The sequence below is a fragment of the Vibrio sp. 811 genome (assembly GCF_033339195.1).
This window is the reverse complement of record NZ_JAWOUB010000002.1, coordinates 358,631-381,743: the sequence shown is the minus strand read 5'-3', so window position 1 is coordinate 381,743 and position 23,113 is coordinate 358,631. Positions and strand designations below refer to the sequence as shown.

Here is a 23,113-nt window from a genome sequence, read left to right as displayed (position 1 = left end):
CTTCGCCACGCAAACTTTAACAATAAAAGGACATGATGAGTGGGAGCCAAGTATGATTCCTGATTAATGGACTAGAATAAGCATCAATAGTCTGATTTGTCTCAATGTTTTCTCCGCAGGTGGTTTGGGGTAGACTGACCGAAAATATCTAATAAGTGACGTTATGCAAAATCTTAAAAAAATCGGCGCCATTGGTGGTGCTATCTCATTAGCACTGTGTTGGCCATTGGCTGTCGGACAAATTGGTCAGTCCATCATTGAAGATGGTATTACCAATATGAATGATAAAATGATTAAAGGTGAAGTGGTCGAGTATCAGCGTGGCTACTTGTCTTCAGTCGTGCTGACTCGTTATTCAGTTGTTGATCCTGAGCTTAAAACTCAGCTAGAGCGTGATGGTATGCCAACGACGTTTGACGTAACCAGTGATGTTAGCCACGGTCTAACAAGCCTAACAGCAGATTCAAAATTGGTGGACAATGACTTTTTGCCTCTCACGATGCATAGCCAGACTCAACTAAATGGCAATACAGCATTTATCCTCGACCTAGACAGTTGGCATTATCGTAACGAAGCGCAAGGTGTTTCTGTTTCTACAAGCCCTGCAAAAGTAACAGGTGATGTGACGGTATTGGGTGATCTCAATTACCAAGTTTCCGTTCCTTCTGTTCAAGTGGATTTTGAAAACGGTGAAGAGCTTCATCTGAATGCATTGACAGGGCAAGGTAAAGGAAAGCAAGCAAAAGGCTACTGGTTAGGCGAGCAATCTTTCTCTCTAGAGAAGCTAGATGTGGTTGATGCGAACTTAACGCCTGTCTTTTTGATTGAAAATGCGAGCTACCGTGGTAACACTACGATGAGTGAGTCTGGTGATAAGCTGAACAGTCAATTAAACCTAGATGCTAAGAAACTGCGTTTAACTGATGGGACGGATGTCGATAACTTTAAGTTGGATTTCTCAATTGCAGATGTGGATAGCCAGTCTTTTGATCAAATTATGTCTATCTATCAAAGCTCTCCTATGCTAGATGAGCAGGAAATTGCGAATTTATTGCCGCATGTCGATACGCTGTTTAGCAAAGGTTTTGATTTATCCGTGAACGAGCTTTCACTCGCGTTCGGTGACGGCAAGTTCCACAATGAGTGGCAACTATCCATCCCTGAAGGTACTGAGCATATTACTCAAGATCCAATGAAGTTGGTGACGGCCACTACTGGTGAACTTAGCACTTACTTCTCTGATGAATTAGTAACGCATTACCCATTTATTCAAGAAGGGATTGATGAGCTCCTTATTATGGAGTTGATCGAAAAAGTAGAGGGCGGTTATCAATTAAAAGCAGAAATTGGTGAAGGCAAATTGAAGTTCGAAAATGGGCATGAGTTCCCATTGGTGGCTCTACTTATGCCTGCTTTGATGCAACAACAGTAATTCGTGTTGTTGCGAATTTGTTCCAATTCAACGCTTAGTCTTTAAAAAGAGGTCGTAAGACCTCTTTTCTTGTTTTTATCACTGCGAAAACGTGATATTAATTTCGTAATATTTACATAGCAGGAGCAATGAGCATCATGGAACAAAATACGGACAACGTATTTAACTTCAGTGCAGGGCCAGCAGGTCTGCCTAAAGCAGTTATGCAGCAAGCACAACAGGAACTAATCGATTGGCAAGGCCTTGGTACTTCGGTCATGGAAATCAGCCACCGAAGCAAAGAGTTCATCAAAGTTGCAGAAGAAGCCGAGCAGGATTTACGTGATCTTCTGAATATTCCGGACAACTATAAAGTGCTGTTCTGCCAAGGTGGTGCTCGTGCTCAGTTTGCTGCTGTTCCTCTAAACTTACTTGGTGATGCCGATACGGCAACTTACATCGATGGTGGTTATTGGGCTGAAAGCGCGGTAGCTGAAGCGAAAAAATACTGCGAACCAGACGTGTTTGATGCAAGAACAGAAATCAACGGGAAAGTCGCGGTTCTACCTGCAAGTGAATGGAAAATTGCTCCAGAAGCGGCTTACGTTCACTTCTGTCCAAATGAGACCATTGATGGTATTGAGATTAACGATCTTCCTATCACCGACAAACCGATTGTTGCTGACATGTCTTCGACAATTCTTTCTCGTGAAATTGATGTGTCGAAATACGGTGTGATTTACGCGGGCGCTCAGAAAAATATTGGTCCTTCCGGCATTGCTATTGCTATCGTGCGCGATGATTTATTAGGTATGGCGAAGCAGGTACTACCAAGTATTTTGGATTACACTGTTTTGGCAGAAAAAGAATCAATGTTCAACACGCCACCAACCTTTGCATGGTACTTGTCTGGTCTTGTTTTCAAATGGCTGAAGGCACAGGGTGGAGTAAAAGCAATTGAGCAAGTGAACCGCGCTAAAGCCGCGCTACTGTATGATTACATCGATCAGTCTGATTTCTACCGTAATGGCGTGCACTCAGCAAACCGTTCTTTGATGAACGTGCCATTTCAACTTGCTAAGCCTGAACTAGATGCAACCTTCCTTGAGCTAGCAGACTCTAAAGGGCTGAAAGCGCTAAAAGGTCACCGAGCAGTTGGTGGTATGCGAGCATCCATTTATAACGCAATGCCGCTAGAAGGTGTTCAAGCGTTAGTAGACTTCATGCAAGAGTTTGAGAAAAACTACGCGTAAGCTCAAACTGATAGTTGTTCTCCAAAGCGTCGCTATTGCGGCGCTTTTGTTTATCTCAACTCACATCATTCCAGGAAGGTAAAATGACCAAGGCAAATATTGAAGCGCTGACTAAGCAGTTCCCACTCTTGGCAGCACTTATTGATCTTGAAGAGGTTTGTTGGTTTAACCCCCATATCACTTCCTTGGAGGAAGGCTTACCTCATGTCGGGTTAGGTGAACAAGATATTCAAGTTGCGAGTGAACGGCTAACACGATTTGCGCCTTATTTGATGAAGGCGTTTCCCGAAACGGAAACGTCGCGTGGCATTATTGAGTCCCCAGTGGTGGATATTCCCAATATGAAAGTGCGTTTGGAGCAGCAATACGACACACCAATATTGGGCCATTTAATGCTCAAAAAAGACAGTCATTTGCCAATTTCTGGTTCGATCAAAGCGAGAGGTGGTATTTATGAAGTGCTCACTCATGCAGAAAAGTTGGCGTTTGAAGCCGGCTTGCTCTGTGAAAACGATGATTACAGAAAATTGTTCAGCAATGAGTTTCGGCAGTTTTTTAAGCAGTACAGTATTGCGGTTGGCTCAACCGGCAATCTTGGTATGTCCATCGGCATCATGAGTGCGAAGCTGGGTTTTTCAGTTTCAGTCCACATGTCTGCGGATGCGCGGGAATGGAAGAAAAATAAGCTCCGGCCGCATGGTGTTAATGTCGTAGAGCACCAAGAAGATTATGGTATTGCTGTCGAGCAAGGTCGTAAAGAGGCAGAAAAAGATCCCAACTGTTTCTTTATCGATGATGAAAACTCACGGACGCTGTTTCTAGGTTACTCTGTTGCGGGTGAGCGTCTTAAGCAGCAATTTGATGACTTGGGAATCGTGGTTGATGAGCATCATCCATTGTTTGTTTATCTTCCTTGTGGTGTTGGCGGCGGGCCTGGTGGCGTGGCATTTGGCTTGAAGGTAGCATTTGGCGAGCATGTCCACTGTATTTTCGCAGAGCCAACGCACTCACCGTGCATGCTGTTGGGCGTACATACAGGCTTGCATGACGATATTTCGGTGCAAGATCTGGGTATCGATAACATCACCGCCGCTGATGGTTTGGCAGTCGGGCGTGCCTCGGGATTTGTCGGAAGAGCGATGGAAAGGCTACTTGATGGTTTTTACACCATTGATGACGCTCGTATGTATCACCACTTGGGTGAGTTAAGTGAACTGGAAGGTATTAATCTAGAGCCTTCTGCATTAGCCGGTATGATTGGGGCAGTGCACGTCTCGAATAACCATGCTTATCAGTCTCGAATGAAATTTGACGAAGAAAAACTCAAAAACGCAACACATCTTGTTTGGGCAACAGGTGGGGGCATGGTTCCGGAAGATGAAATGGCGGCTTATCTCAAAAAATCTGGTCGGTAAATCAGCACTGTATACGTGCTTAATTAGGTAACTAATAATACAAGAATAACAAAAGGGCTCATCGTTTGATGAGCCCTTCTCGTCACTGAAAATCGAATTATAGAGATTGTAATAGCTGGTAGTAACGACCTTTTTGAGCGAGTAGCGTTGGATGGTCGCCTTGTTCGATGATCTCACCTTGTTCCATCAAACAGATGCTATCCATACTTTCTAGCTCTATCAGTCGGTGTGTAATGAATACTACTGTCTTATTAGCAAAGTGTTCATTGAAAAGCGCCATCACTTTTTGTTCCGTACGCTTATCGAGGCCTTCAGTCGGTTCATCTAAGAGTAGGATTGGGGCATCACGTAGCAATGCTCGAGCAATACCGATTCGACGTTTCTCACCACCAGATAACTGACGACCGCCGTCGCCTAACCAAGCGTCTAAACCCGGCTCTTCAAGAAGTCCGCCAAGCTCGACTTTTTGTAAAATAGTAGACAGTTGCTCATCACTTGCATCCGGAGCGGCCATGAGTAAGTTGTCACGTAGTGTCCCGTTTAGTACATCTACGCGTTGACTGACCACAGTCATTGCTGTTCGCAGGTCAGACTCGCTCCAATCTTGCAGTTTTGCACCACCGATTCGAACTTCACCTTGGTTTACATCCCAGTAGCGACAAAGAAGCTGAATCAGTGTTGATTTACCTGAACCTGTTTGACCTACAATCGCTGTTTTAGTGCCCAACGGTAGTGAGAGTGACAAGTCTTTCAGCACCTTTTGCTGACCGTCAGGGTAAGTGAAGTCAATGTTGTCGAATTCAATGTCTAACGTTGTGCCTTTATGTTTCGATTGCTCAGGGAAGACAACGTCAGGTTCAGCCAAAATTACTTCATTTAAACGACGAGCAGAAGTCAACGTTTGACCCAGGTACTGGAACGCGCTCGCAATAGGCATCAAAATTTCAAAACTTGCCATCGTTGCAAATGCAAACAACGCAATCCAAGGATCAGGAGTACGACCTCCTACGCCGTCTGCAGCAAACCAAAGCATCACAACCAGTGTAATGCCGTTCACCAGCATAAGCAGGCCTGAAGCCATGCCCGTTAAATTCGCGTTCACAAATTGGTTAGACAGCAGCTGCTTCTGCTTCTCTAGAATGAGATTACGATAACGTTCTTCTGCTCCAAAGATACTCAGTTCGCTGTAGCCTTGAAGCCAGTCCAGTGTCGCCACTCGCAATTGCGCTTTATGATGAGTGAGATTCTCGCCATTGTTTTTACCCAGTTTATAGAACAGCACTGGCCATACAAACAACATGACGGTAAGAATCGAGCCAAGCAGCAGGGCGAGATGCCAATCAAAGAAAGCCAGGACAGCCGTTAAACTCAATATGCCAAAAATACCAATCACGACAGGGCTGATAAGTCGAAGGTAAACGTGATCCATCGCATCTACGTCCGCTACTAGGCGGTTGAGCAGATCGGCATCACGCATCGTAGAAACACGACCCGGAATCAGTGGTGCAAGTTTCTTAAAGAAGAAGATACGTAGATCGGTAAGCAGCTTGAACGTTGCATTGTGGCTAACGACACGTTCTCCCCATCGACCTGCGGTTCGAGCCATTGCAGCGCCGCGTACCCCGGCACCTGGTAACATGTAGTTGAAGGTCTCACGAGCAACCGTCAAGCCTGCCACCGCTGCAGCTGAAATAAACCAACCTGATAGCGTTAATAAGCCAATAGATGCCGCTAAGGTCAGAAATGCCAGTAGCATACCTAGCGAAAGACCAAACCAGTGTTTCTTATAGAGTTTTAGATAAGGGAGTAAATCACGCATCTAAGTTCCCCTTGTCTGTTTCACGTTGTGCGAGGTTCGCTTCCAACATGTCTTTAAATAAGCCATCTTCTGTCGACAGTGTGGCGTAATCACCACGTTGAACAATCTGGCCGTCCTGCATAACAAGAATTTGCGATACGTTTTGTAAAGGCGCAAGTTGGTGAGTAATCATCAAATTTGTTGTGGCATGCGCATACTTGTTAATGCCTTCCATCACGAGTTTTTCACTGCGAGCATCTAAGCTTGCGGTTGGTTCATCTAATAACCAAAAACGACCATTTTGTAGCATGGCGCGAGCCAGTGCTAAACGCTGCGCTTGGCCGACAGATAAACCACCAGAACGATCAGATATCGGATAATCCAACCCATGCATTTCAACAAATTCAGCAGCGTGAGAGTCATTCAACACAGAATGTACGTCTGCATCCTGAATATTGTGCTTACCTAGTGTGATGTTATCTCGAATGCTACCGTGTAATAGCATCGGGTTTTGACCAATCCAGCTTACTGCCTCTCGCCATGTGGCTAGATCCAGTTGCGACAATTCACAACCATTAATCTTCAAGCTACCTTGATAAGGCATGAAACCGAGGATGGTGTTTACCAAGCTTGTTTTACCTGCGCCACTTGGTCCAACTAAAGCCGTACTTTTGTTGGCTTCAAGAGAGAAGGATAGGGGACCTGCGAGCTGCTTACCTTCCGGACTAAAAATGGTTAACTGGTTCGCTTCAATATGGATAGGGCTGTTTTTATCTAACGCTTGGGTACCATCTTTGATTTGATCGACTTCCAAATCCAGAAACTCGACAATGCTTTCTGCTGCCCCAACCGCTTGCTGTTTCGCATGATAGAACGTGCCCAAATCACGTAATGGCTGATAAAACTCTGGAGCAAGAATCAGAATGAACAAACCAGCAAAGAGCGTAACACCTGTGCCGTAGTAGCCGAAGTCCAGCTCCCCGATATAACTAAAGCCAAAGTAGACAGCGGTAATTGCGATAGAAATGGAAGTGAAAAACTCTAACACCGCAGAAGACAGAAACGCGATTTTCAGAACGTCCATGGTACGAGTACGAAAGACTTCTGAAGCACCCTTTAGCGTCTCAGTTTCAGATTTTGTTCTATCGAATAAGCGAATGGTTGTCATTGCTTGCAAGCGGTCATAAAAGTGACCCGACAAACGCTGCATCGCTTTAAAGTTTTTACGGTTTGCTTCTGCGGCTTTCATCCCAACCAGTGCCATGAAAATAGGCACTAGTGGTGCAGTGACCAGGAAGATCAAGCCTGCTGCCCAGTTTACTGGGAATACGACAACCAAAATGATGAAAGGCACTAGTACCGATAATGACATTTGAGGCAAGTAGCGTGAGAAGAAATCTTGCATATCTTCTACCTGCTCTAAGATGAGCGTTGCCCAACTGCCAGCAGGTTTGCCTTTGATGTAAGCTGGCCCAAGCTTATGAACTTTATCTAAAATGAGTTGGCGAATATAAACTCGAATTTGCTCCCCGCAACGGTAACCGGCAAGCTCTCGACCCCAGGTACAAGCAGCTCGACCGATAACCGTGCCACCGAGCCCAACAAAATGCCAAATGAGCTCGGCTTTGTCGACTTGGTCAATGATTAACTGGTGCAGAATGGAGGCGAGCAGGGCTGCTTGAGCCAATAAAAACACGCTTGAAAGTACGCCTAGGCCTATCGCAATCATAAGCCAGCGCTTGGCTAACTTACTTTGTTGCTTCAGCCACTTATTCAAGCTGCTTTGCTTTTTCTTATCCATCGTGAAGGCTTAATGATAATTGTTTTAATGAGGCGGTAGTATACAAAAGAAAACCCAGCGGGAATACCGCTGGGCTTTAAGGATATGACACAAATGTGAAAAGTTATTTGTCACCAAGTGAGTCTAAGAAACGTTCAGCATCTAATGCAGCCATACAACCTGTACCTGCAGAGGTGATCGCTTGACGGTAGTTGTGGTCCATTACGTCGCCAGCTGCAAATACACCTTCGATACTAGTTTGTGTTGCGTTGCCTTCAAGACCTGATTGAACGATGATGTAGCCATCTTTCATGTCTACTTGGCCTTCAAAGATTTGTGTGTTTGGCTGGTGACCAATTGCGATGAATGCACCCATTACATCGATATCTTCTGTCGCACCGCTGTTCACGTCTTTAATGCGGACGCCCGTTACGCCCATATCGTCACCCAGTACTTCATCGAGAGTGCGATCGGTATGAAGAACGATATTACCGCTTTCAACTTTATCCATCAGACGTTTCACAAGGATCTTCTCTGCGCGGAATGAATCGCGGCGGTGGATCAGGTGAACTTCTGACGCAATGTTAGATAGGTATAGCGCTTCTTCAACAGCCGTGTTACCACCGCCCACAACTGCAACTTTCTGATTACGGTAGAAGAAACCGTCACAGGTTGCACAAGCAGAAACGCCGCGACCTTTAAATGCTTCTTCAGACTCAAGGCCAAGGTATTTTGCTGAAGCGCCGGTAGATATGATTAAGGCATCACAAGTGTACTCACCTGAGTCGCCTTTTAAACGAAATGGGCGTTGTGATAGCTCTACTTCATTGATGTGATCAAATACGATTTCAGTTTCAAAACGCTCGGCGTGTTCTTTCATGCGATCCATCAATGCTGGACCTGTCAGTCCCTCAGCATCGCCTGGCCAGTTTTCAACTTCAGTTGTGGTGGTTAGCTGACCACCTTGTTGCATTCCCGTCACAAGCACAGGGTTTAAGTTTGCACGCGCTGCGTAGACGGCAGCTGTGTATCCTGCAGGACCAGAACCAAGAATTAATAATTTACAGTGTTTTACGTCGCTCATTATGGCTCCAAAAAGGGCGTAACATTTCCCTCGATTGTATGGAAATTCTTAGTGCTTTAAAAGCATAAACAACGATTGTGATCGAATAATTGGTTATAGATTAGAACCCACTAAATATTGATAGAGAACGTTGACTTCTAGCATAAAATTCTATTCGTAGTAGAGAAGTCTAGTTTCAAATATTGTCAAAGCGTAAAACTGAAACATGGCTCTGTTTTTGTGGTTTGATTTGGTTTGTTATGTTGTTTTCGTCGTTTTGTTGAAGCTATCGACGTTAAAAGCTGGTAATTGCAGAATATTTGCGTAACCTAGTGTGTAAATTAAATGTTAATTAATGTGCCTCATTAAAGGAGCAAATGATGTTACATTCACGTGAGAATACTCTACATTTAACACAGCTCAGCATGGCAGCAATTGAGCAGCTTTCCCCATCGTTTGAAGAACTGCCTCGTACCGAGCATGCAGATGGTCAGTATCGACTACGACGTTATTCTGTGGTTGGTTTTGATAACGGCAAAGTCATCGACTTAAATAAAAATAGCTTTGTTCAATCCTCTGATATCAACCGATTTCAAGGTGATGTTGTAAGACAATTCGAGCCAATTGAGAAGGATATTCTTACCAGCGATGGATTTCGAGAAATGTGTGAATTGTTTGTCAATGCGAATCATCTGCCAAACGGTCAAGAAATAGAAATTCACCAAATCCGTATCAGGGCACTGGAAGAAGAAACCCAAGTAGCACCTGAAGGTGTGCACCAAGACGGTTTTGATCACATTGCAATGGTTGGTGTGGGACGCCATAACATCATCGGTGGCGACATCATGCTGTACAGCAGCCATAACCAAGCACCATTTTTCCGTAAAGTGCTAGAAACCGGAGAGGTCGCAATCTTGGCTGATAGCAAGCTGTGGCATAACGCGTGCCCAATCCGCTCTGTTATTGATGACGAAGCGGGCCATATGGATGTATTTGTACTCACGGCTACGGATAAGCGTAATGAACTTCAATCTTAATCAGATCAGAGAGCAATTTCCGGCGTTGGCTCAATACCACAACGACAAGCCCGTGACGTTTTTTGATGGTCCAGGTGGCTCACAAGTGCCTCAATTAGTACTAGACAGCATGGTAGGGTATTTAGGTCGTTTCAACGCTAACTTAGGCGGGCATTATTTTTCTAGCCAAGTGACCGTTGACGTAATGCAAAATGCGCGTGAGTCGGCTCAGGCTCTACTTAATGCCCCTTCATCTGGCAATATTGTCTTCGGTGCCAATATGACCTCACTAACCTTTCAGCTTAGTCGCGCGATTAGTCGAGATTGGCAAGCAGGAGATGAGATCATTGTTTCCGCTTTGGATCACTATTCAAATGTATCCAGCTGGCAGCAAGCGGCAGAAGATAAAGGCGTTACGGTTCATCAAGTTCGTATCAACGAAGAAGATTGTACGCTGGATATGGAGCATTTAAGCCGCCTTCTTTCTGATAAAACGCGCCTTGTCGCTGTGACTTATGCATCGAACACGACGGGCTCTATTGTGGATGTACAGCATGTAGTCAGCATGGCGCACAATGTTGGGGCACAAGTTTATGTGGATGCCGTCCATTATGCGCCTCATCATTTGGTTGATGTTCAAGCGTTAGGTTGTGACTTTTTAGCTTGCTCAGCTTACAAGTTTTTCGGACCGCACGTTGGTATTGCTTACATAGCCGATCAGTGGCTCCACAGTATTCGCCCATACAAAGTCGAGCCTGCCACTAATATAGGCCCTGGTCGATTTGAAACAGGAACGCAAAGTTTTGAAGGTCTTGCTGGTGTCGTTTCTGCGGTTGAGTATCTGGCTCAATTTGGTGAAGTCGGTTTACCTCTTCGCCAACGGTTGGAGCAAAGCTACCAACTGTATGAACAACATGAGCAGCGCTTGAGTGAGCGTTTCTTACAGCGTTTGAATGCATTAGATGGTGTCAATCTATTCGGTATCGCAAAGGAAGATAGCCAACTCCGCACGCCAACTTTTGCGCTAACGTTTGACCGATATTCTCCAGAGTTCATCGCGAAAACACTGGGTGAACATAACATTTGTGTATGGAATGGTCACTTTTATGCGTTGGGCTTAGTTCGTCAACTTGGTTTAGAAGAATCGGGTGGTGTAGTGCGAATTGGTTGTATGCATTACAACACAATAGAAGAAGTCGATATGTTATTCGATGTGCTAGAAAGCATCCTTGACGCATAACTAACGATTTCTTCCTAATAGAAAAACAAAAGCTCGAGTCAAACTCGAGCTTTTTTCATTTTTATTTGAATCAACGCGTTCTGCAAGCGATTACTCACTAACTTCAACTTCATAGGAAGTGAATTTTCTTACATTAATAACGCCAGTATCAAAGATGAGGTATTGACCTTTAATGCCTTGCAAAGTGCCAGTAACAACCGGGTTTTTATCGAAGTTATGCGAAGTGATCTTCGTTGGGTGCTGTTGTACCGGGTAGCTAAGGTCGGTAATGCTTTCGTTTAATACTTCAATGGCATCTTCGCCGAATTGCTGTTTTATCTCGGCAATTTTCTCTTCGACTAAAGGCAATAGCTCAGCAAAACGGTCCTGCAATGCCATAGGTTCACCGTCACCTTTAAGCAGTGCGCGCCAATTGGTCTTGTCTGCGATATGTTTCGCCAGTTCAACTTCAATTAAACCGGAGATATGGCGAGTTTTTACTTTAAAAATTGGCAAGCCCTGAGTCGCGCCTTGGTCAATCCAACGAGTCGGGATTTGAGTATGACGAGTAATACCAACTTTTAAGCTGGATGTGTTGGACAGGTAGACAAAGTGATCCACCATGCAATTCTCTTCACCCCATTGTGGTTCGCGACAAGTCCCTTGATCGTAGTGGCAGGTCTCTGGCTTCATGATACACATGTCGCAGCTTGCTAGCTTTTTCATGCATACAAAACAGTGGCCTTGCGAATAACTCTTTTTCGTTTTCTTTCCACATGAGCAACAAAAAATATTGCCAGTGTGAGTCAGTGTGAGCGTTTTACCCAGAAACGGAGTTAAGTCGATCTCTTCCTCACCGACAGGAAGACGGTAGTTGACGGCACCGTCCAGAGAAGCACGCATTTTGTTTAGCGTGCCAGTTGCAATTAATGACATGACATTACTCATTATTGTGTTTTTGCACAGTATATACTGAAGTGGAGAAGAGATGCAGGGTTGACAGGAGCTTTAAAGTAAATGTCTTGCACTAAATTATTATGCATCGTGTTTTATTTTCTAAAAATTATGGCTGTGAAATGCTTCGCAAATAGAAGTTGGGCTGCACTTTTTAGAAATTTTAAAACGTGATGACGGTTCAAAATCCGTTACTATGTGTCGAAAATAAGAATTGAATGAAAAAGCGATTTTATTTCTTGATAAATCACCTTGATTTCATTTTTTGAAATTATTGAACCCCACGTATTGTATAATCTCAGCAGGTCACTTGCCCATGAAGTGGATCCATAACTTTATCTTTGCTCTTTCTATTTGCACTATCAGTTTGGTTGCCCTTTATAGTGTGCTTGGCGATACGCGAAAGCTGACCATTACACCTGAGCATTTCAATATCTATGCAACTAAAGATGCCAGTGAAGGAGGTGTGAGTGAGGCAGATATCACATACGATCGGCAAAGCCTAGTTCTTAGCTGTGAACTAAAGCAGAGCTCGTATGCTTGGCCTTATTGCGGAATCTCGGTTTATACCGATTCAGCAACGCCAACACAGGGTATTGACCTTTCCAACTACCATACGATTCGATTGAAGGTGCGATATGAAGAGGCAGGAATAGGGGCTAACCCTAGCCACGACCTACGTTTGTATCTTCGCAATTATAATTCTGAGTATTCCAAGCCGGACGACGAGTACACCATTAAATATAATGGCATGCAGTTTTCTCCATCGGGTTCGAGCGATATTGTCGAAATTCCGATTAAAAATCTTCAGGTGATGACCTGGTGGTTAGTAGATAACGGAGTCGCGATTGAACACTCTGCACCTGAATTTTCAAACATCACACGTATTGATATTGCAACTGGGTCTGGTGCGGCACTTGGTAAACATAGAATTGTGATTGATAAAATTGAGTTTGAAGGCGCTTACCTTGCGCAAGAAACATTGTTGTATGCATTATTACTCTCTTGGATGGCGCTTGGACTGGCGTTTTCACTGAATGAGTTACGAAAAAATAGAGTGGCTTATGAAAAAGCACAAAAGCGTCACCGTCATTTGGAGAAGGTGAATGATACTTTGCGAGCTCAAAACTATGAGTTTGCAGAGTTAGCGCATCGAGATGCTTTGACGGGCGCGATGAACCGATATGCTGTGCAACACTGGCTGGAACAACAATCTCGTCAGGTTCGCTGGGGGCATAACACCTTCAGTATTCTCTATTTGGACTTGGATAAGTTTAAAAAGGTGAACGACAAATTTGGGCACCAAATGGGGGATGACATATTGCGCGAATTTGTCATGGTGGTAGCGACTTCTATTTACTCAGACGATCGACTCGTTCGTTGGGGCGGCGAAGAGTTTGTCGTATTTTGCCCTGATACCAATATTGAACAAGCGTTAGAGAAGGCAGAAATGATTCGCAAAAATGTGGAGGATCATTTGTGGGTGCACGGTGAATCATTAACTTGCAGTATTGGCATTGCCCAAATGCAGAATGAACGCGTCTCAGAAACCATGGCGAGAGCTGACGAAGTGTTGTATCAGGCGAAGCGCAATGGTCGCAACCGAGTGGAAGCTCATTATGGTTTACTTGCTTGCGAAAAGAAGCAAGCCTGATAGCCGTTCACTGAAAGGAAAAAAAAAGGTGGCCAACTGGCCACCAAGAGGGAAACTGCTGAACACCACTTAGGGGGGAAGTTTGGGTTATCGATACGATTACCGTGAGCAGCAGTGTAGTGCTAATCGAACTTGCTATTTTTACCAGAACAACCAAGCGAAAAGCGTTAGTGCAGCAATACAGGCAATGTTTAATACGAAACCAATTCGCATCATTTCTTTTTGCTTGATATGACCCGTACCGAACACAATCGCGTTTGGAGGTGTTGCAACTGGTAACATAAATGCACAAGATGCAGCGACGGCAATCAGTGCAGAAAGAATAACCGGAGACATGCCCAAGGCTTCTGCAATGGTCGCAAATACAGGGACAAGTAGCGCAGCACTGGCGGTGTTACTCGCAAACTCAGTTAAGAAGACAACAAAAGCAACCACTGCAAGAATCGTTAAGAGAATACCGGCTTGCTCAAGGAAGCCTGACAAGCTATGAGCTAAAAATACGCTTGTTCCGGTTGCTTTTAGGACGTTACTCAGACAGATACCACCACCAAATAGGATTAACACACCCCAGTCGGTTGTTTTCTCAATATCTTTCCACTCGACGGCGCGAGAAGCACCAAGTAGAAGGATGGCGCCAATAGCTACAAGAGTATCGAACTTCGCGAAGCCACCCAGCATAGCGTTAATAGGCTTACTGAATATCCACAACGTCACGGTCAGTAAGAAAATCGCCAACGTAATCATTTTGCCGTTTGTCCATTCGACTGGTTGATGGTCAAGGTCAAACTTGTGGCTAAGGTCAGGCTTAGTCATCGTGTACAATACGAGGATAGCGATTGGCATTAATACTAGGGAAATAGGTACACCAAACTTCATCCATTCAGTGAAGCTAAGGCCAACTTCAGCTGCTGCAATTGCGTTTGGTGGGCTACCAACCAGTGTTGCAATACCACCAATTGAAGCACTGTAAGCTATACCGAGTAGAACAAACAAAAAGGTGTTGTGGTTTTTCTTGGCGTCTAGCTTTGTCATCACACCCAGCACAAGCGGTAACATCATCGCGGCGGTGGCGGTGTTTGAAATCCACATTGACAGGCCAGCACTCACACCAAATAGCATGAATACAGCGACAGACATTTTTCCTCTTGCCAGCAATAGTACTTTATCTGCAATAGCTTGATCTAACTTTTGTTTATGTAGAGCCGCAGCTAGTGCAAAACCACCCAAAAATAGAAAAATGATGGAGTTGGAAAAGTTATTCAGTGCGGCTTGAGTGTTGAACACACCCAAAAATACCGCAAGTAGTGGTATGAGCAGCGCAGTAATGCTGACGTGAATCGCTTCGGTTAGCCACAAAATAGCAACAAAAACTAAGATGCTCAGGCCGGTTACTACTTGTGGTTCAAAGGGTAAGGTATTAAACAAGATAATGAACAATAGGATATTCGCGTTCAAAATCATGCTGTTGCGAGTGAAGAACCAATTCTTCAATGTCACAGCGAGTGCGGTCATGGGTAGTGCTCCTTTTGCATTGCCTTTTGTCGGTTTTTTTATGGCAAAGTAACTGACTTGTAGTTATTTATTGATGAAATGTTACTTTGAATGCGAAAAAGAGTTTTGCCTGAATCGTAGAGCAAATTAGAAAGTGTGATGTTGAGAATTGGAAATGGGTAGAAAACTACCCATTTGTTTTATAGAAATGTTACTAGGCTTGTGAGCCACGTTATTCCTCTATTCGACGGGGACTTGAAGAGGCTCGTTAGCTGCTTTATTTGGCTCTTTTACTGCGACGATAGGTTCTTGAGGGCCAAGAAACTTAGGCTGCGTATTGATAATATACAGGTCTAAAAACGCTTTCACACGGGCTAGCAGTTCTCGAACACGCATCGATGTTTTTTGCTTGTTGGCCGTCGGCCCTGCTACCGCGAGACACTGTGCATCAATGCTGTAAGCATCAGCGATGAACAGTGCGCGTTCGCAGTGAAAGCGTTGAGTCACAATCAGAAATCGCTCCGAAGCAAAAATTTTTTTTGCTCGTACAATCGAATCTAAGGTACGAAAGCCAGCATAATCAAGGTGAATCACTTCTTCAGGCACGCCTGCTTTAAGTAAGTCGCGTTTCATTGTCCACGGTTCGTTGTATGAACGGTGGGCGTTATCACCACTCAATAAAAACTGTTTTACTTTGCCTTGGTTGTAAAGCTCAATCGCCGCATTAATGCGATGAGTGTAGTAAGTGTTGAGGATCTTTCCGATGTATTTACTGGTACCAAGAACTACGGCAACCTCATGTTGAGGGATTTGCTCGTATTCAGTGAAAATGCTCTCTTTGGCTTGTAAAACCACCCACCGGTCGATGGCAATAACAGAAACAAGCAGACTAAGTGCAGAGATCGACAAAATCAAAGCAAATCGCTTCCAGGAAAATTTCAGCTTCCACTTTGATCTTATGCGAGAAAACAACAAAACGTTTTATATCCTTAACTAAAAATGTAGTTCTCATCATATCTGATAGAAACAAAAAGAGAGAAGCCCATTTATGCCAAAATCTGGTTAGGATGATAAAAAAATAAAAGCCCCTACATGGTAGGGGCTAATTATTAAACGAATTGTCTCAAGCTTAGAACGCAGTGCGTTTGTAGCGGCGGTAAACAGGTTGCCAGAACGACTGTTCAATCGCCACGTTCAATGCTTCATCAGTAATTTCTAATGCGACACCTTGTTCAATTGCCTTTTTACCAACGGCAAATGCGATTTTTTTCGATACTAAGTGGATCTCTTCTAGTGGTGGAAGTAGAGCACCACGACCATTGATTGCTAGAGGAGAACATGTTGCTAGCGCGCGACTTGATTCCATTAGCATCTCGTCAGTGACACGTTTTGCATTGACAGCAAGTACACCAAGGCCAATGCCTGGGAAGATGTAGCTGTTGTTACATTGTGCAATAGGGTAAGTGCGACCTTCATGAACCACTGGCTCAAATGGGCTACCTGTTGCAACCAGTGCTTCACCATTTGTCCAACGAATGATGTCGTTCGGTGTCGCTTCCACGCGGCTTGTTGGGTTCGACAGTGGGAAGACAATCGGACGCTTACAGTGTTTATGCATTTCTTCGATGACTTCTTGGCTAAATAGGCCAGGAGCACCAGAAACACCAATTAGTACCGTTGGCTTCGCGTTACGCATTACATCGAGTAGTGAGAAGCCATTTCCTTCATTTTCCCACTCTTTCGTATTGGTATGCTTTTGCACCAAGCGTTGTTGGAAATCAAGAAGGTTAGGCATGCCTTCTTGTAACAGACCCCAACGGTCAACCATGTAAACTTGCGAGCGAGCTTGCTCGTCAGAAATTCCTTCCGATACCATTTGTGCGATGATCGCTTCTGCGATACCACAACCAGCAGACCCTGCGCCTAGGAAGGTAATACGTTGTTTAGAAAGCTGAGTTCCTGCTGCTTTACAAGCTGCAAGTAGAGAGCCAACAGTAACAGCAGCAGTACCCTGAATATCATCATTGAAGCAACACACGCGGTCTTTGTAACGCTCAAGAAGAGGCATCGCATTTTTCTGAGCAAAGTCTTCGAACTGGATCAAAGCATCAGGCCAACGGCGCTGCACCGCTTGGATAAACTCTTCTACAAATGCATCGTATTCTGCACCCGTAATACGAGGATGACGCCAACCCATGTACATCGGATCAGCTAAGCGTTGCGGGTTATTGGTACCCACATCAAGCACGATTGGTAGCGTGTAAGCAGGGCTGATACCACCACACGCGGTATATAGTGACAGTTTACCGATAGGAATACCCATGCCGCCGATACCTTGGTCACCCAAGCCAAGGATACGTTCGCCATCTGTCACAACAATCACTTTAACGTTGTGGTTTGCTGCGTTGTTCAGCAAGTCGTCAATACGGTCACGGTTCGGGTATGAAATGAACAGACCACGACCACGACGGTAAATGTTAGAGAAGTTTTCACATGCTGCGCCAACAGTCGGCGTGTAGATGATAGGCATCATCTCAGAAATGTGATTTTGCACTAGGCGGTAATACAATGTTTCGTTGGTGTCTTGGATGTTACGCAGATAAATGTGCTTATCCATATCGCTTTCGAAACTTTTGTATTGCTGGTAGGCACGTTCCACCTGCTCTTGGATAGTTTCGGTCGACTCTGGAAGCAGACCTTCTAAGTTGAATGAACTACGTTCTTCAGCAGAGAATGCACTGCCTTTGTTCAAAAGAGGGGTTGCTAAAAGAGCCGGACCCGCATATGGAATATATAGTGGGCGTTTATCGTTGTTCATTGGGTGCCTTATGTAGGGTTGAAGGATGCGCACCAAATTTTAACGGGTTCACTATTTAGTTGTAAACATGCGTTGATGCACATCAATGTAATGTCGCAAAAAAATTCAGATACCGACGAAAATATCGGCAATATTGGTTGTTTAGAGATACCTAAAGCAGGATTTTTTTACTTGGGTATAATGTTTTGCATCATCAAATCAAATCCAATTTCTATGTTTCAACTACCTATCGACAGCCTGCAAGCCGAGTTTGACCATCATGTAAACCTTAACCATCTTGTGGTGGAAGCCGAAACCGGGTCGGGTAAATCTACCCGCTTGCCCATGTGGGCGGCAAAACACGGACGCGTTCTGGTTATTGAACCACGTCGAATTGCTTGTACCTCGCTGGCTGAATTTCTTGCGGAGCAATCTGGAGAGCCAATAGGTCGCAAAGTCGGTTACGCGGTCAAGCTTCATGCCTACTTTGATGAAAAAACCGAAGTTGTATTTGTGACTCCGGGGGTTGCACTGCGTTGGTTTTCGGAAAACAAGCTAGCAGACTTTGATGTCGTGATAGTGGACGAATTTCACGAGCGACGCTGGGATATTGATCTATTAACCGCCATTTTGAAGCAAGGAAATCAACATCGATTGATCGTCACTTCCGCTACCTTAGAAGGCGAAAAGCTTGCTCGTTACCTGAATGCTAAGCGCCTGAGTTCGGAGGGACGTTGCTTTCCAGTCACGGTGACACATCGTTCTACAGACAGCCGCTATTTACCGAACAAAAAGGGATGTGAACAGGAGGTTGTCGGAGCGGTAAAAGAAGCACTGGAAGATGAAGATGGCGATATTCTTGTTTTTCTCCCAGGACGTAAAGAGATCGCCCAATGCGCGCAGATGCTACAAAGCAGCAGTGATGTCATGGTGGTTAAACTTCATGCCTCGGTCAGTGATGAAGAACGACATCGTGCGCTGACGGTACAAAAGCAACGGAAAGTCGTATTGGCAACCAACGTCGCGGAAACCTCTCTGACCATTCCTAATATCCGTGTGGTAATCGATAGTGGTTTAGAGCGCAGAACTGTACAACGAAATGGACGTACAGCACTGACATTAACCAACATTTCTAAGGCCAGTGCCGCGCAGCGAATGGGGCGAGCAGGTCGCGTTACCGAAGGGGCTTGTATTCGTCTATATGGTGAGCACGCGCCTTTAGAGTTGGTGACACCTCCAGAATTAGACAGAGAAGAGCTCGTCGAACCCATGCTGGCAGCGGCTTGTTGTGGATACCGTCTTTCAACACTCGATTTTCTCGACTCAATTCCTCCAAAGTCGCTAGAGGCATCTCATTCGACGTTGTTATCTATGGAAGCGATTGATGAGGATGGCAATGTCACGCAGCATGGGAGAAAAGTATATCCACTACCCATTGATGCACTGTTTGCCGATCTCGTTACCAGAATTCAAGCGAAGCCAGAGAAGGAAGCAATGATTGATTTGGCTGCCGCCTTATCTGTGCCTGCGCAGCTCTATCAGCGACAAAGTGGTGAAGTTGCTGAGCTTCTATCTCAAGAGGAGCCATACGGATGTGATGTCTCTTTGTTGATCCGTTTGGTTCGGGGGGAGCGACTTCCGGGCATTGTCATTGATGCCAGCGCACTCGAAGAGGCACAAGGTTTAGCGAAACAAATGCGAGAAGTATTTGAATTACCGGAACTTGACGTTGCCTCTCGATATAAACGTGAAGCGCTCTTTTTCTCCATCGCCTCATTGCACCCTGAGCTTGTGTTTGTCCGACGAGCTCGTCGAAGGGATGCTCTAGGAAATGGCGTAGTCGAGATGCTGGTTGGGCGTAACAGCCGCTTTCCTGATAAAGAAGAAGCGGCCATCGTGCTAGATAGCCATAGCGTGCCAGGACGAGGCGTTAAGCAAACACTGAACCTCGCATCGGTTATGATGCCTATCCCGCTGACATTATTACGCGAACTTGAGCTAGGGGAGTGGCAACAAGGTGAGACGAATTATGAAGAGGAGACCCCAAGAGCAACGATGCATTTGGTCTACGCCGGACGAACAATCTGTACTGAACATCAAGCGTTAAAAGGTGATGTTGCTGTTCAGTCTATTGTCGAAATGATAGAAGACGAGACACTGTTACCAGGATTTGCTTCTCAAAGAAAACAACAAATCCAACACTGGAAACTCTACAACGCATTGGGCCTTAATGTCGAAGGAGAAGAGGTTAACGACTTGGCCTCCTTGACATTTTCTAGCTGGTTAAAGGATCAGTTGGAAACATTAGGCGTTGAAAATGTCGATGATATGGCGTTGTTTGAACCGGAAGACTTAACATTTAACGGTGTTCCAGAATGGGAATACGACGATTTCACGGAGCAGTACCCTTTAGAACTTTCGCTGCCAGAACTCCAACTGGATGTTGAGTATTACGCGTCTCGCAAGCTAGTACAGGTCGTTTATCGAGAGGGAAACCGTAAGGGAGACCCGAAGCGTTGGGAGCTGCCACGTTGGGCTGGTTGGAAGATACAGTATAAAAAGGCCAGTCGAGTGATTGATGTAAAGTAGGTCGGCGGATGACGTTGTGACAAGAATTGATATTTTCTTGGTGAATCTATAATGATTTCATATTGATAGCGTTACTTGCGTGTTGTTTTTAGTTTCTTATTGAAATATTAATCAATTGAATGCTTATATATGGCGAAGCTGTACATCAGTTGTTACAAAGCTGGTTTTAATATTTCCTTTTGTATGTAAATTAGGGCATAAAAGACGAATGTTTTATATCCCATTGCTATATCAAAACAGTTGAACGATATTTGGTATATCTCATTTTCGAGTGTCGGGGGCATAGAATGGATCAACAAGGAAAGACGTGCATTGAATTCGACTACACTAGCTTTTTAGGAGCGACAGGTAGTAAAAAATGGACCTTTTTAGAGGCATTTGCCACCATCGCGCCTATTTTCGGTTTGATGTGGAAACAGAACATTGCGGAATTGCGCAAGCCTGAAGATCGGTTGTGGGATGCCGCATTAAAATCGATGTCTTCTCGTAAAAGTGATGAATCCAATTTGGTCCGCTTAACCCAGCTAGCTAAACATGAAGGGATCAATGAATTGCGAGTCGTTATGCCATATTCGCTCGATGTTCAGCAAATCGAGTACATAGAATCTCGCAGTCAGTTGAAGGTGGACACGTCAGAACAAGATGTTCTTAACATCAAGTTTTAGGCTGAGTATTTCCACTTCATCGATGTACTACTTAACAATAGTGCAATGAAAAGCGACCTCAAAGTAGGTCGCTTTTTTATTTTGAGGTTTTTGTCACAGGTCTTAGGAAGTGTGATGAATATAGAGTATTTGCACTTAAATTAACAAAAATGTAACGTTTGGAAATGCAATTGTCATAACTAGCTTCTAACTTTGTGTTTTTAGGACAAATTACCGACTAAGTGGTTGGTACTGTAAGTTCGAATTAACGTCCCTTATTGGCATACAAGGATGATTGAGTCACCACGTCATTTGGGCATAAAAACAAACACAATAAGAAAGGAAGTCAATATGTCTTTGTCTCGTCGAGACTTTATGAAAGCTGCCTCTTCAACGGCGATTGTTACCGGGCTGGTGGGCTGTGGTAGCGATGCTAGTGAATCTGTTGCGGTTACCTTTGAGCACGGAGTGGCGAGTGGAGATCCTACTCAAACACAAGTAATCATTTGGACTCGTGTTACGACCTCAGCAAGCTACGCAGATGTAAGCTGGCAAGTTTCATCTAACGAAAATTTTACTGATATCGTGCAAAGTGGCACTTTTGCCACAGACACGAGCCGAGATTTCACGGTAAAAGTCGATGTTCAAAATCTCAACGCAAATTCTCGCTACTACTATCGATTCATGGTTGGAGATGTCACTAGCGAAGTCGGGCAAACTCAAACATTACCAGAGGATGGTGTAGAAAAGGCATCCATGGCGGTTGTTTCTTGTGCAAACTATCCTGCTGGCTATTTCCATGTGTATCGAGAGATTTTAAATCAACATGAGCAAGACCCGTTTGATGTGGTGCTTCATCTCGGTGATTACATTTATGAGTATGGTGCTGGTGGCTACGCTAGTGAAGATGCTGAGGCACTAGGGCGAGAGCCAAGCAAAGGCACTGAATGTATTACCTTAGATGATTACCGAAAACGGTATGCGCAATATCGCCAAGATGCTGATCTGCAAGCGTTACATGCGAGCCTACCAATGATTGCTGTCTGGGATGACCATGAGCTTGCAAATGATACTTGGAAAAATGGTGCGGAAAACCATCAAGAAGAGGAAGGCAGTTTTAATGATCGTCGTGCATCTGCGGCTGCCGCGTGGACAGAATGGTTGCCCGTTCGTGAAAACACTTTCTCAAACATGCTGATTTACCGTCAGTTTTCGTTTGGAAGTTTAGTCAATTTGATGATGCTCGACACGCGACTTGTGGGGCGTGATAAACCGTTGGATTATTTCTCGCTCAGCTCACCAACGATGGAAGCTATTGGCGGTTTAGTTGCCCAGTCGCGCAGTCAAGACCGAGAGCTGTTAGGCGCTGACCAACTCGCTTGGCTGATGGATGCGTTCAGTACGCACGACGCAACTTGGAATGTGCTAGGGCAACAAGTGTTAATGTCTCGTATGGAGTTGCCAAGTTCGGTTATGACCGCGATGTTTCAATTGTTTACTGCCACTGAAGAACAAAAAACAGAGGCGTTATTAGCGGTAAACTCTGCGATTACGGGTTATCTCTCTGACCCAAGTTTAGATACCATTGCTTTGCCATATAACCTAGATGCATGGGATGGTTACTACGTTGAGCGAGAGAACGTTTATCAACTGGCCAAAGCCAGCAGTGGTAACTTTGTCTGTTTGGCAGGAGATACGCACAACGCATGGGCAAGTGAGCTTAAAGACGTATCTAAGCATCCTATCGGGGTAGAGTTTGCGACTAGCTCTGTGAGTTCCCCTGGGTTAGAGGCCTACCTCGCGTTAGACCCTGTTGCGATCGCTCAAATGGAATACACGCTGCCGCACTTAGTGTCAGAATTACAGTGGGCAGACATCAAACAGCGTGGCTTTATGCGCGTTACTTTTACGCCCGACAAGGCAGAGTCGACCTGGTATTTCGTATCAACGATTAAAGACAAAACATATCAGGTGACGACCAAGTCAGCCTCTACAACAGATGGCACTACGTTAAATATCGGCTAAACTG

Annotated in this window: 16 protein-coding genes; 9 read left to right on the top strand and 7 right to left on the bottom strand. The window is 44.7% G+C overall.

The window, feature by feature from the left end; genetic code table 11:
• Window positions 1–163: 163 nt before the first annotated feature.
• From R7Q46_RS05530 to R7Q46_RS05520, 3 genes are all read left to right on the top strand, one after another.
• Complete coding sequence (locus tag R7Q46_RS05530) at window positions 164–1,432, top strand: DUF945 family protein (protein WP_318077368.1); 1,269 nt, start codon at window positions 164–166, stop codon at window positions 1,430–1,432.
• Window positions 1,433–1,569: 137 nt separating this feature from the next.
• On the top strand, window positions 1,570–2,664 hold the full coding sequence (gene serC, locus R7Q46_RS05525) for a 3-phosphoserine/phosphohydroxythreonine transaminase (protein WP_213871581.1): 1,095 nt from the start codon (window positions 1,570–1,572) through the stop codon (window positions 2,662–2,664).
• A gap of 83 nt (window positions 2,665–2,747) precedes the next feature.
• A complete protein-coding gene (locus R7Q46_RS05520; protein ID WP_318077367.1) occupies window positions 2,748–4,079 on the top strand; it encodes a D-serine ammonia-lyase in 1,332 nt (443 codons plus the stop codon).
• A gap of 97 nt (window positions 4,080–4,176) precedes the next feature.
• Here R7Q46_RS05520 and cydC read toward each other — a convergent pair whose 3' ends face one another.
• From cydC to trxB, 3 genes are all read right to left on the bottom strand, one after another.
• Window positions 4,177–5,898 carry a heme ABC transporter ATP-binding protein/permease CydC gene (gene cydC / locus R7Q46_RS05515; RefSeq protein ID WP_213871583.1) on the bottom strand — a complete coding sequence of 574 codons (1,722 nt, stop codon included), beginning with the start codon at window positions 5,896–5,898 and terminating at the stop codon, window positions 4,177–4,179.
• On the bottom strand, window positions 5,891–7,678 hold the full coding sequence (gene cydD / locus R7Q46_RS05510) for a heme ABC transporter permease/ATP-binding protein CydD (RefSeq protein ID WP_005388878.1): 1,788 nt from the start codon (window positions 7,676–7,678) through the stop codon (window positions 5,891–5,893). Before cydD ends, cydC begins: the two co-directional genes overlap by 8 nt.
• Before the next feature lie 103 nt (window positions 7,679–7,781).
• Complete coding sequence (trxB, locus tag R7Q46_RS05505; protein WP_005377991.1) at window positions 7,782–8,741, bottom strand: thioredoxin-disulfide reductase; 960 nt, start codon at window positions 8,739–8,741, stop codon at window positions 7,782–7,784.
• Between the two features lie 359 nt (window positions 8,742–9,100).
• On the opposite strand from trxB, the gene R7Q46_RS05500 reads away from it, so the two are divergent.
• Both R7Q46_RS05500 and R7Q46_RS05495 read left to right on the top strand, forming a co-directional pair.
• Window positions 9,101–9,757, top strand: a complete 657-nt coding sequence (locus R7Q46_RS05500) for a 2OG-Fe dioxygenase family protein (RefSeq protein ID WP_005377989.1) — start codon at window positions 9,101–9,103, stop codon at window positions 9,755–9,757.
• Window positions 9,741–10,976: a cysteine desulfurase-like protein gene (locus tag R7Q46_RS05495; protein WP_213871584.1), complete on the top strand. Its 1,236-nt coding sequence runs from the start codon at window positions 9,741–9,743 to the stop codon at window positions 10,974–10,976. Before R7Q46_RS05500 ends, R7Q46_RS05495 begins: the two co-directional genes overlap by 17 nt.
• 90 nt (window positions 10,977–11,066) lie before the next feature.
• Here R7Q46_RS05495 and R7Q46_RS05490 read toward each other — a convergent pair whose 3' ends face one another.
• Window positions 11,067–11,891, bottom strand: coding sequence for a DUF2797 domain-containing protein (locus R7Q46_RS05490; protein WP_149191896.1), 825 nt, complete (start codon window positions 11,889–11,891; stop codon window positions 11,067–11,069).
• A 334-nt stretch (window positions 11,892–12,225) separates the two neighbouring features.
• Here R7Q46_RS05490 and R7Q46_RS05485 point away from each other — a divergent pair, with 334 nt between their 5' ends.
• Window positions 12,226–13,563 carry a GGDEF domain-containing protein gene (locus tag R7Q46_RS05485; protein WP_213871585.1) on the top strand — a complete coding sequence of 446 codons (1,338 nt, stop codon included), beginning with the start codon at window positions 12,226–12,228 and terminating at the stop codon, window positions 13,561–13,563.
• 141 nt (window positions 13,564–13,704) lie between these two features.
• Here the strand turns inward: R7Q46_RS05485 and R7Q46_RS05480 are convergent, their stop codons facing one another.
• From R7Q46_RS05480 to R7Q46_RS05470, 3 genes are all read right to left on the bottom strand, one after another.
• Window positions 13,705–15,075: an SLC13 family permease gene (locus R7Q46_RS05480; RefSeq protein WP_017634863.1), complete on the bottom strand. Its 1,371-nt coding sequence runs from the start codon at window positions 15,073–15,075 to the stop codon at window positions 13,705–13,707.
• Window positions 15,076–15,294: 219 nt separating this feature from the next.
• Window positions 15,295–16,029 (bottom strand): vancomycin high temperature exclusion protein, encoded by a 735-nt coding sequence (locus R7Q46_RS05475; protein ID WP_005388862.1) that lies wholly within the window; start codon window positions 16,027–16,029, stop codon window positions 15,295–15,297.
• Between the two features lie 154 nt (window positions 16,030–16,183).
• Window positions 16,184–17,872 carry an NAD-dependent malic enzyme gene (locus tag R7Q46_RS05470; protein ID WP_005377977.1) on the bottom strand — a complete coding sequence of 563 codons (1,689 nt, stop codon included), beginning with the start codon at window positions 17,870–17,872 and terminating at the stop codon, window positions 16,184–16,186.
• 213 nt (window positions 17,873–18,085) lie between these two features.
• On the opposite strand from R7Q46_RS05470, the gene R7Q46_RS05465 reads away from it, so the two are divergent.
• The 3 genes from R7Q46_RS05465 to R7Q46_RS05455 all read left to right on the top strand — a co-directional run bounded on the left by R7Q46_RS05465 (window position 18,086) and on the right by R7Q46_RS05455 (window position 23,109).
• A complete protein-coding gene (locus tag R7Q46_RS05465) occupies window positions 18,086–20,440 on the top strand; it encodes a helicase-related protein (RefSeq protein WP_213871586.1) in 2,355 nt (784 codons plus the stop codon).
• 287 nt (window positions 20,441–20,727) lie between these two features.
• On the top strand, window positions 20,728–21,105 hold the full coding sequence (locus R7Q46_RS05460) for a hypothetical protein (RefSeq protein WP_005388859.1): 378 nt from the start codon (window positions 20,728–20,730) through the stop codon (window positions 21,103–21,105).
• 330 nt (window positions 21,106–21,435) lie between these two features.
• Window positions 21,436–23,109: an alkaline phosphatase D family protein gene (locus tag R7Q46_RS05455; protein ID WP_158173811.1), complete on the top strand. Its 1,674-nt coding sequence runs from the start codon at window positions 21,436–21,438 to the stop codon at window positions 23,107–23,109.
• The last annotated feature ends 4 nt before the right edge of the window (window positions 23,110–23,113 follow it).

Excerpts from the sequence above, each read along its gene's own strand:
- R7Q46_RS05490 (WP_149191896.1), bottom strand. The coding sequence starts at position 11,891 with ATGTCATTAATTGCAACTGGCACGCTAAACAAAATGCGTGCTTCTCTG.
- R7Q46_RS05455 (WP_158173811.1), top strand. The coding sequence starts at position 21,436 with ATGTCTTTGTCTCGTCGAGACTTTATGAAAGCTGCCTCTTCAACGGCG.
- R7Q46_RS05460 (WP_005388859.1), top strand. The coding sequence starts at position 20,728 with ATGGATCAACAAGGAAAGACGTGCATTGAATTCGACTACACTAGCTTT.
- cydC (WP_213871583.1), bottom strand. The coding sequence starts at position 5,898 with ATGCGTGATTTACTCCCTTATCTAAAACTCTATAAGAAACACTGGTTT.
- R7Q46_RS05500 (WP_005377989.1), top strand. The coding sequence starts at position 9,101 with ATGTTACATTCACGTGAGAATACTCTACATTTAACACAGCTCAGCATG.
- serC (WP_213871581.1), top strand. The coding sequence starts at position 1,570 with ATGGAACAAAATACGGACAACGTATTTAACTTCAGTGCAGGGCCAGCA.
- R7Q46_RS05495 (WP_213871584.1), top strand. The coding sequence starts at position 9,741 with ATGAACTTCAATCTTAATCAGATCAGAGAGCAATTTCCGGCGTTGGCT.
- R7Q46_RS05530 (WP_318077368.1), top strand. The coding sequence starts at position 164 with ATGCAAAATCTTAAAAAAATCGGCGCCATTGGTGGTGCTATCTCATTA.
- cydD (WP_005388878.1), bottom strand. The coding sequence starts at position 7,678 with ATGGATAAGAAAAAGCAAAGCAGCTTGAATAAGTGGCTGAAGCAACAA.
- R7Q46_RS05520 (WP_318077367.1), top strand. The coding sequence starts at position 2,748 with ATGACCAAGGCAAATATTGAAGCGCTGACTAAGCAGTTCCCACTCTTG.
- R7Q46_RS05480 (WP_017634863.1), bottom strand. The coding sequence starts at position 15,075 with ATGACCGCACTCGCTGTGACATTGAAGAATTGGTTCTTCACTCGCAAC.
- trxB (WP_005377991.1), bottom strand. The coding sequence starts at position 8,741 with ATGAGCGACGTAAAACACTGTAAATTATTAATTCTTGGTTCTGGTCCT.
- R7Q46_RS05465 (WP_213871586.1), top strand. The coding sequence starts at position 18,086 with ATGTTTCAACTACCTATCGACAGCCTGCAAGCCGAGTTTGACCATCAT.
- R7Q46_RS05485 (WP_213871585.1), top strand. The coding sequence starts at position 12,226 with ATGAAGTGGATCCATAACTTTATCTTTGCTCTTTCTATTTGCACTATC.
- R7Q46_RS05470 (WP_005377977.1), bottom strand. The coding sequence starts at position 17,872 with ATGAACAACGATAAACGCCCACTATATATTCCATATGCGGGTCCGGCT.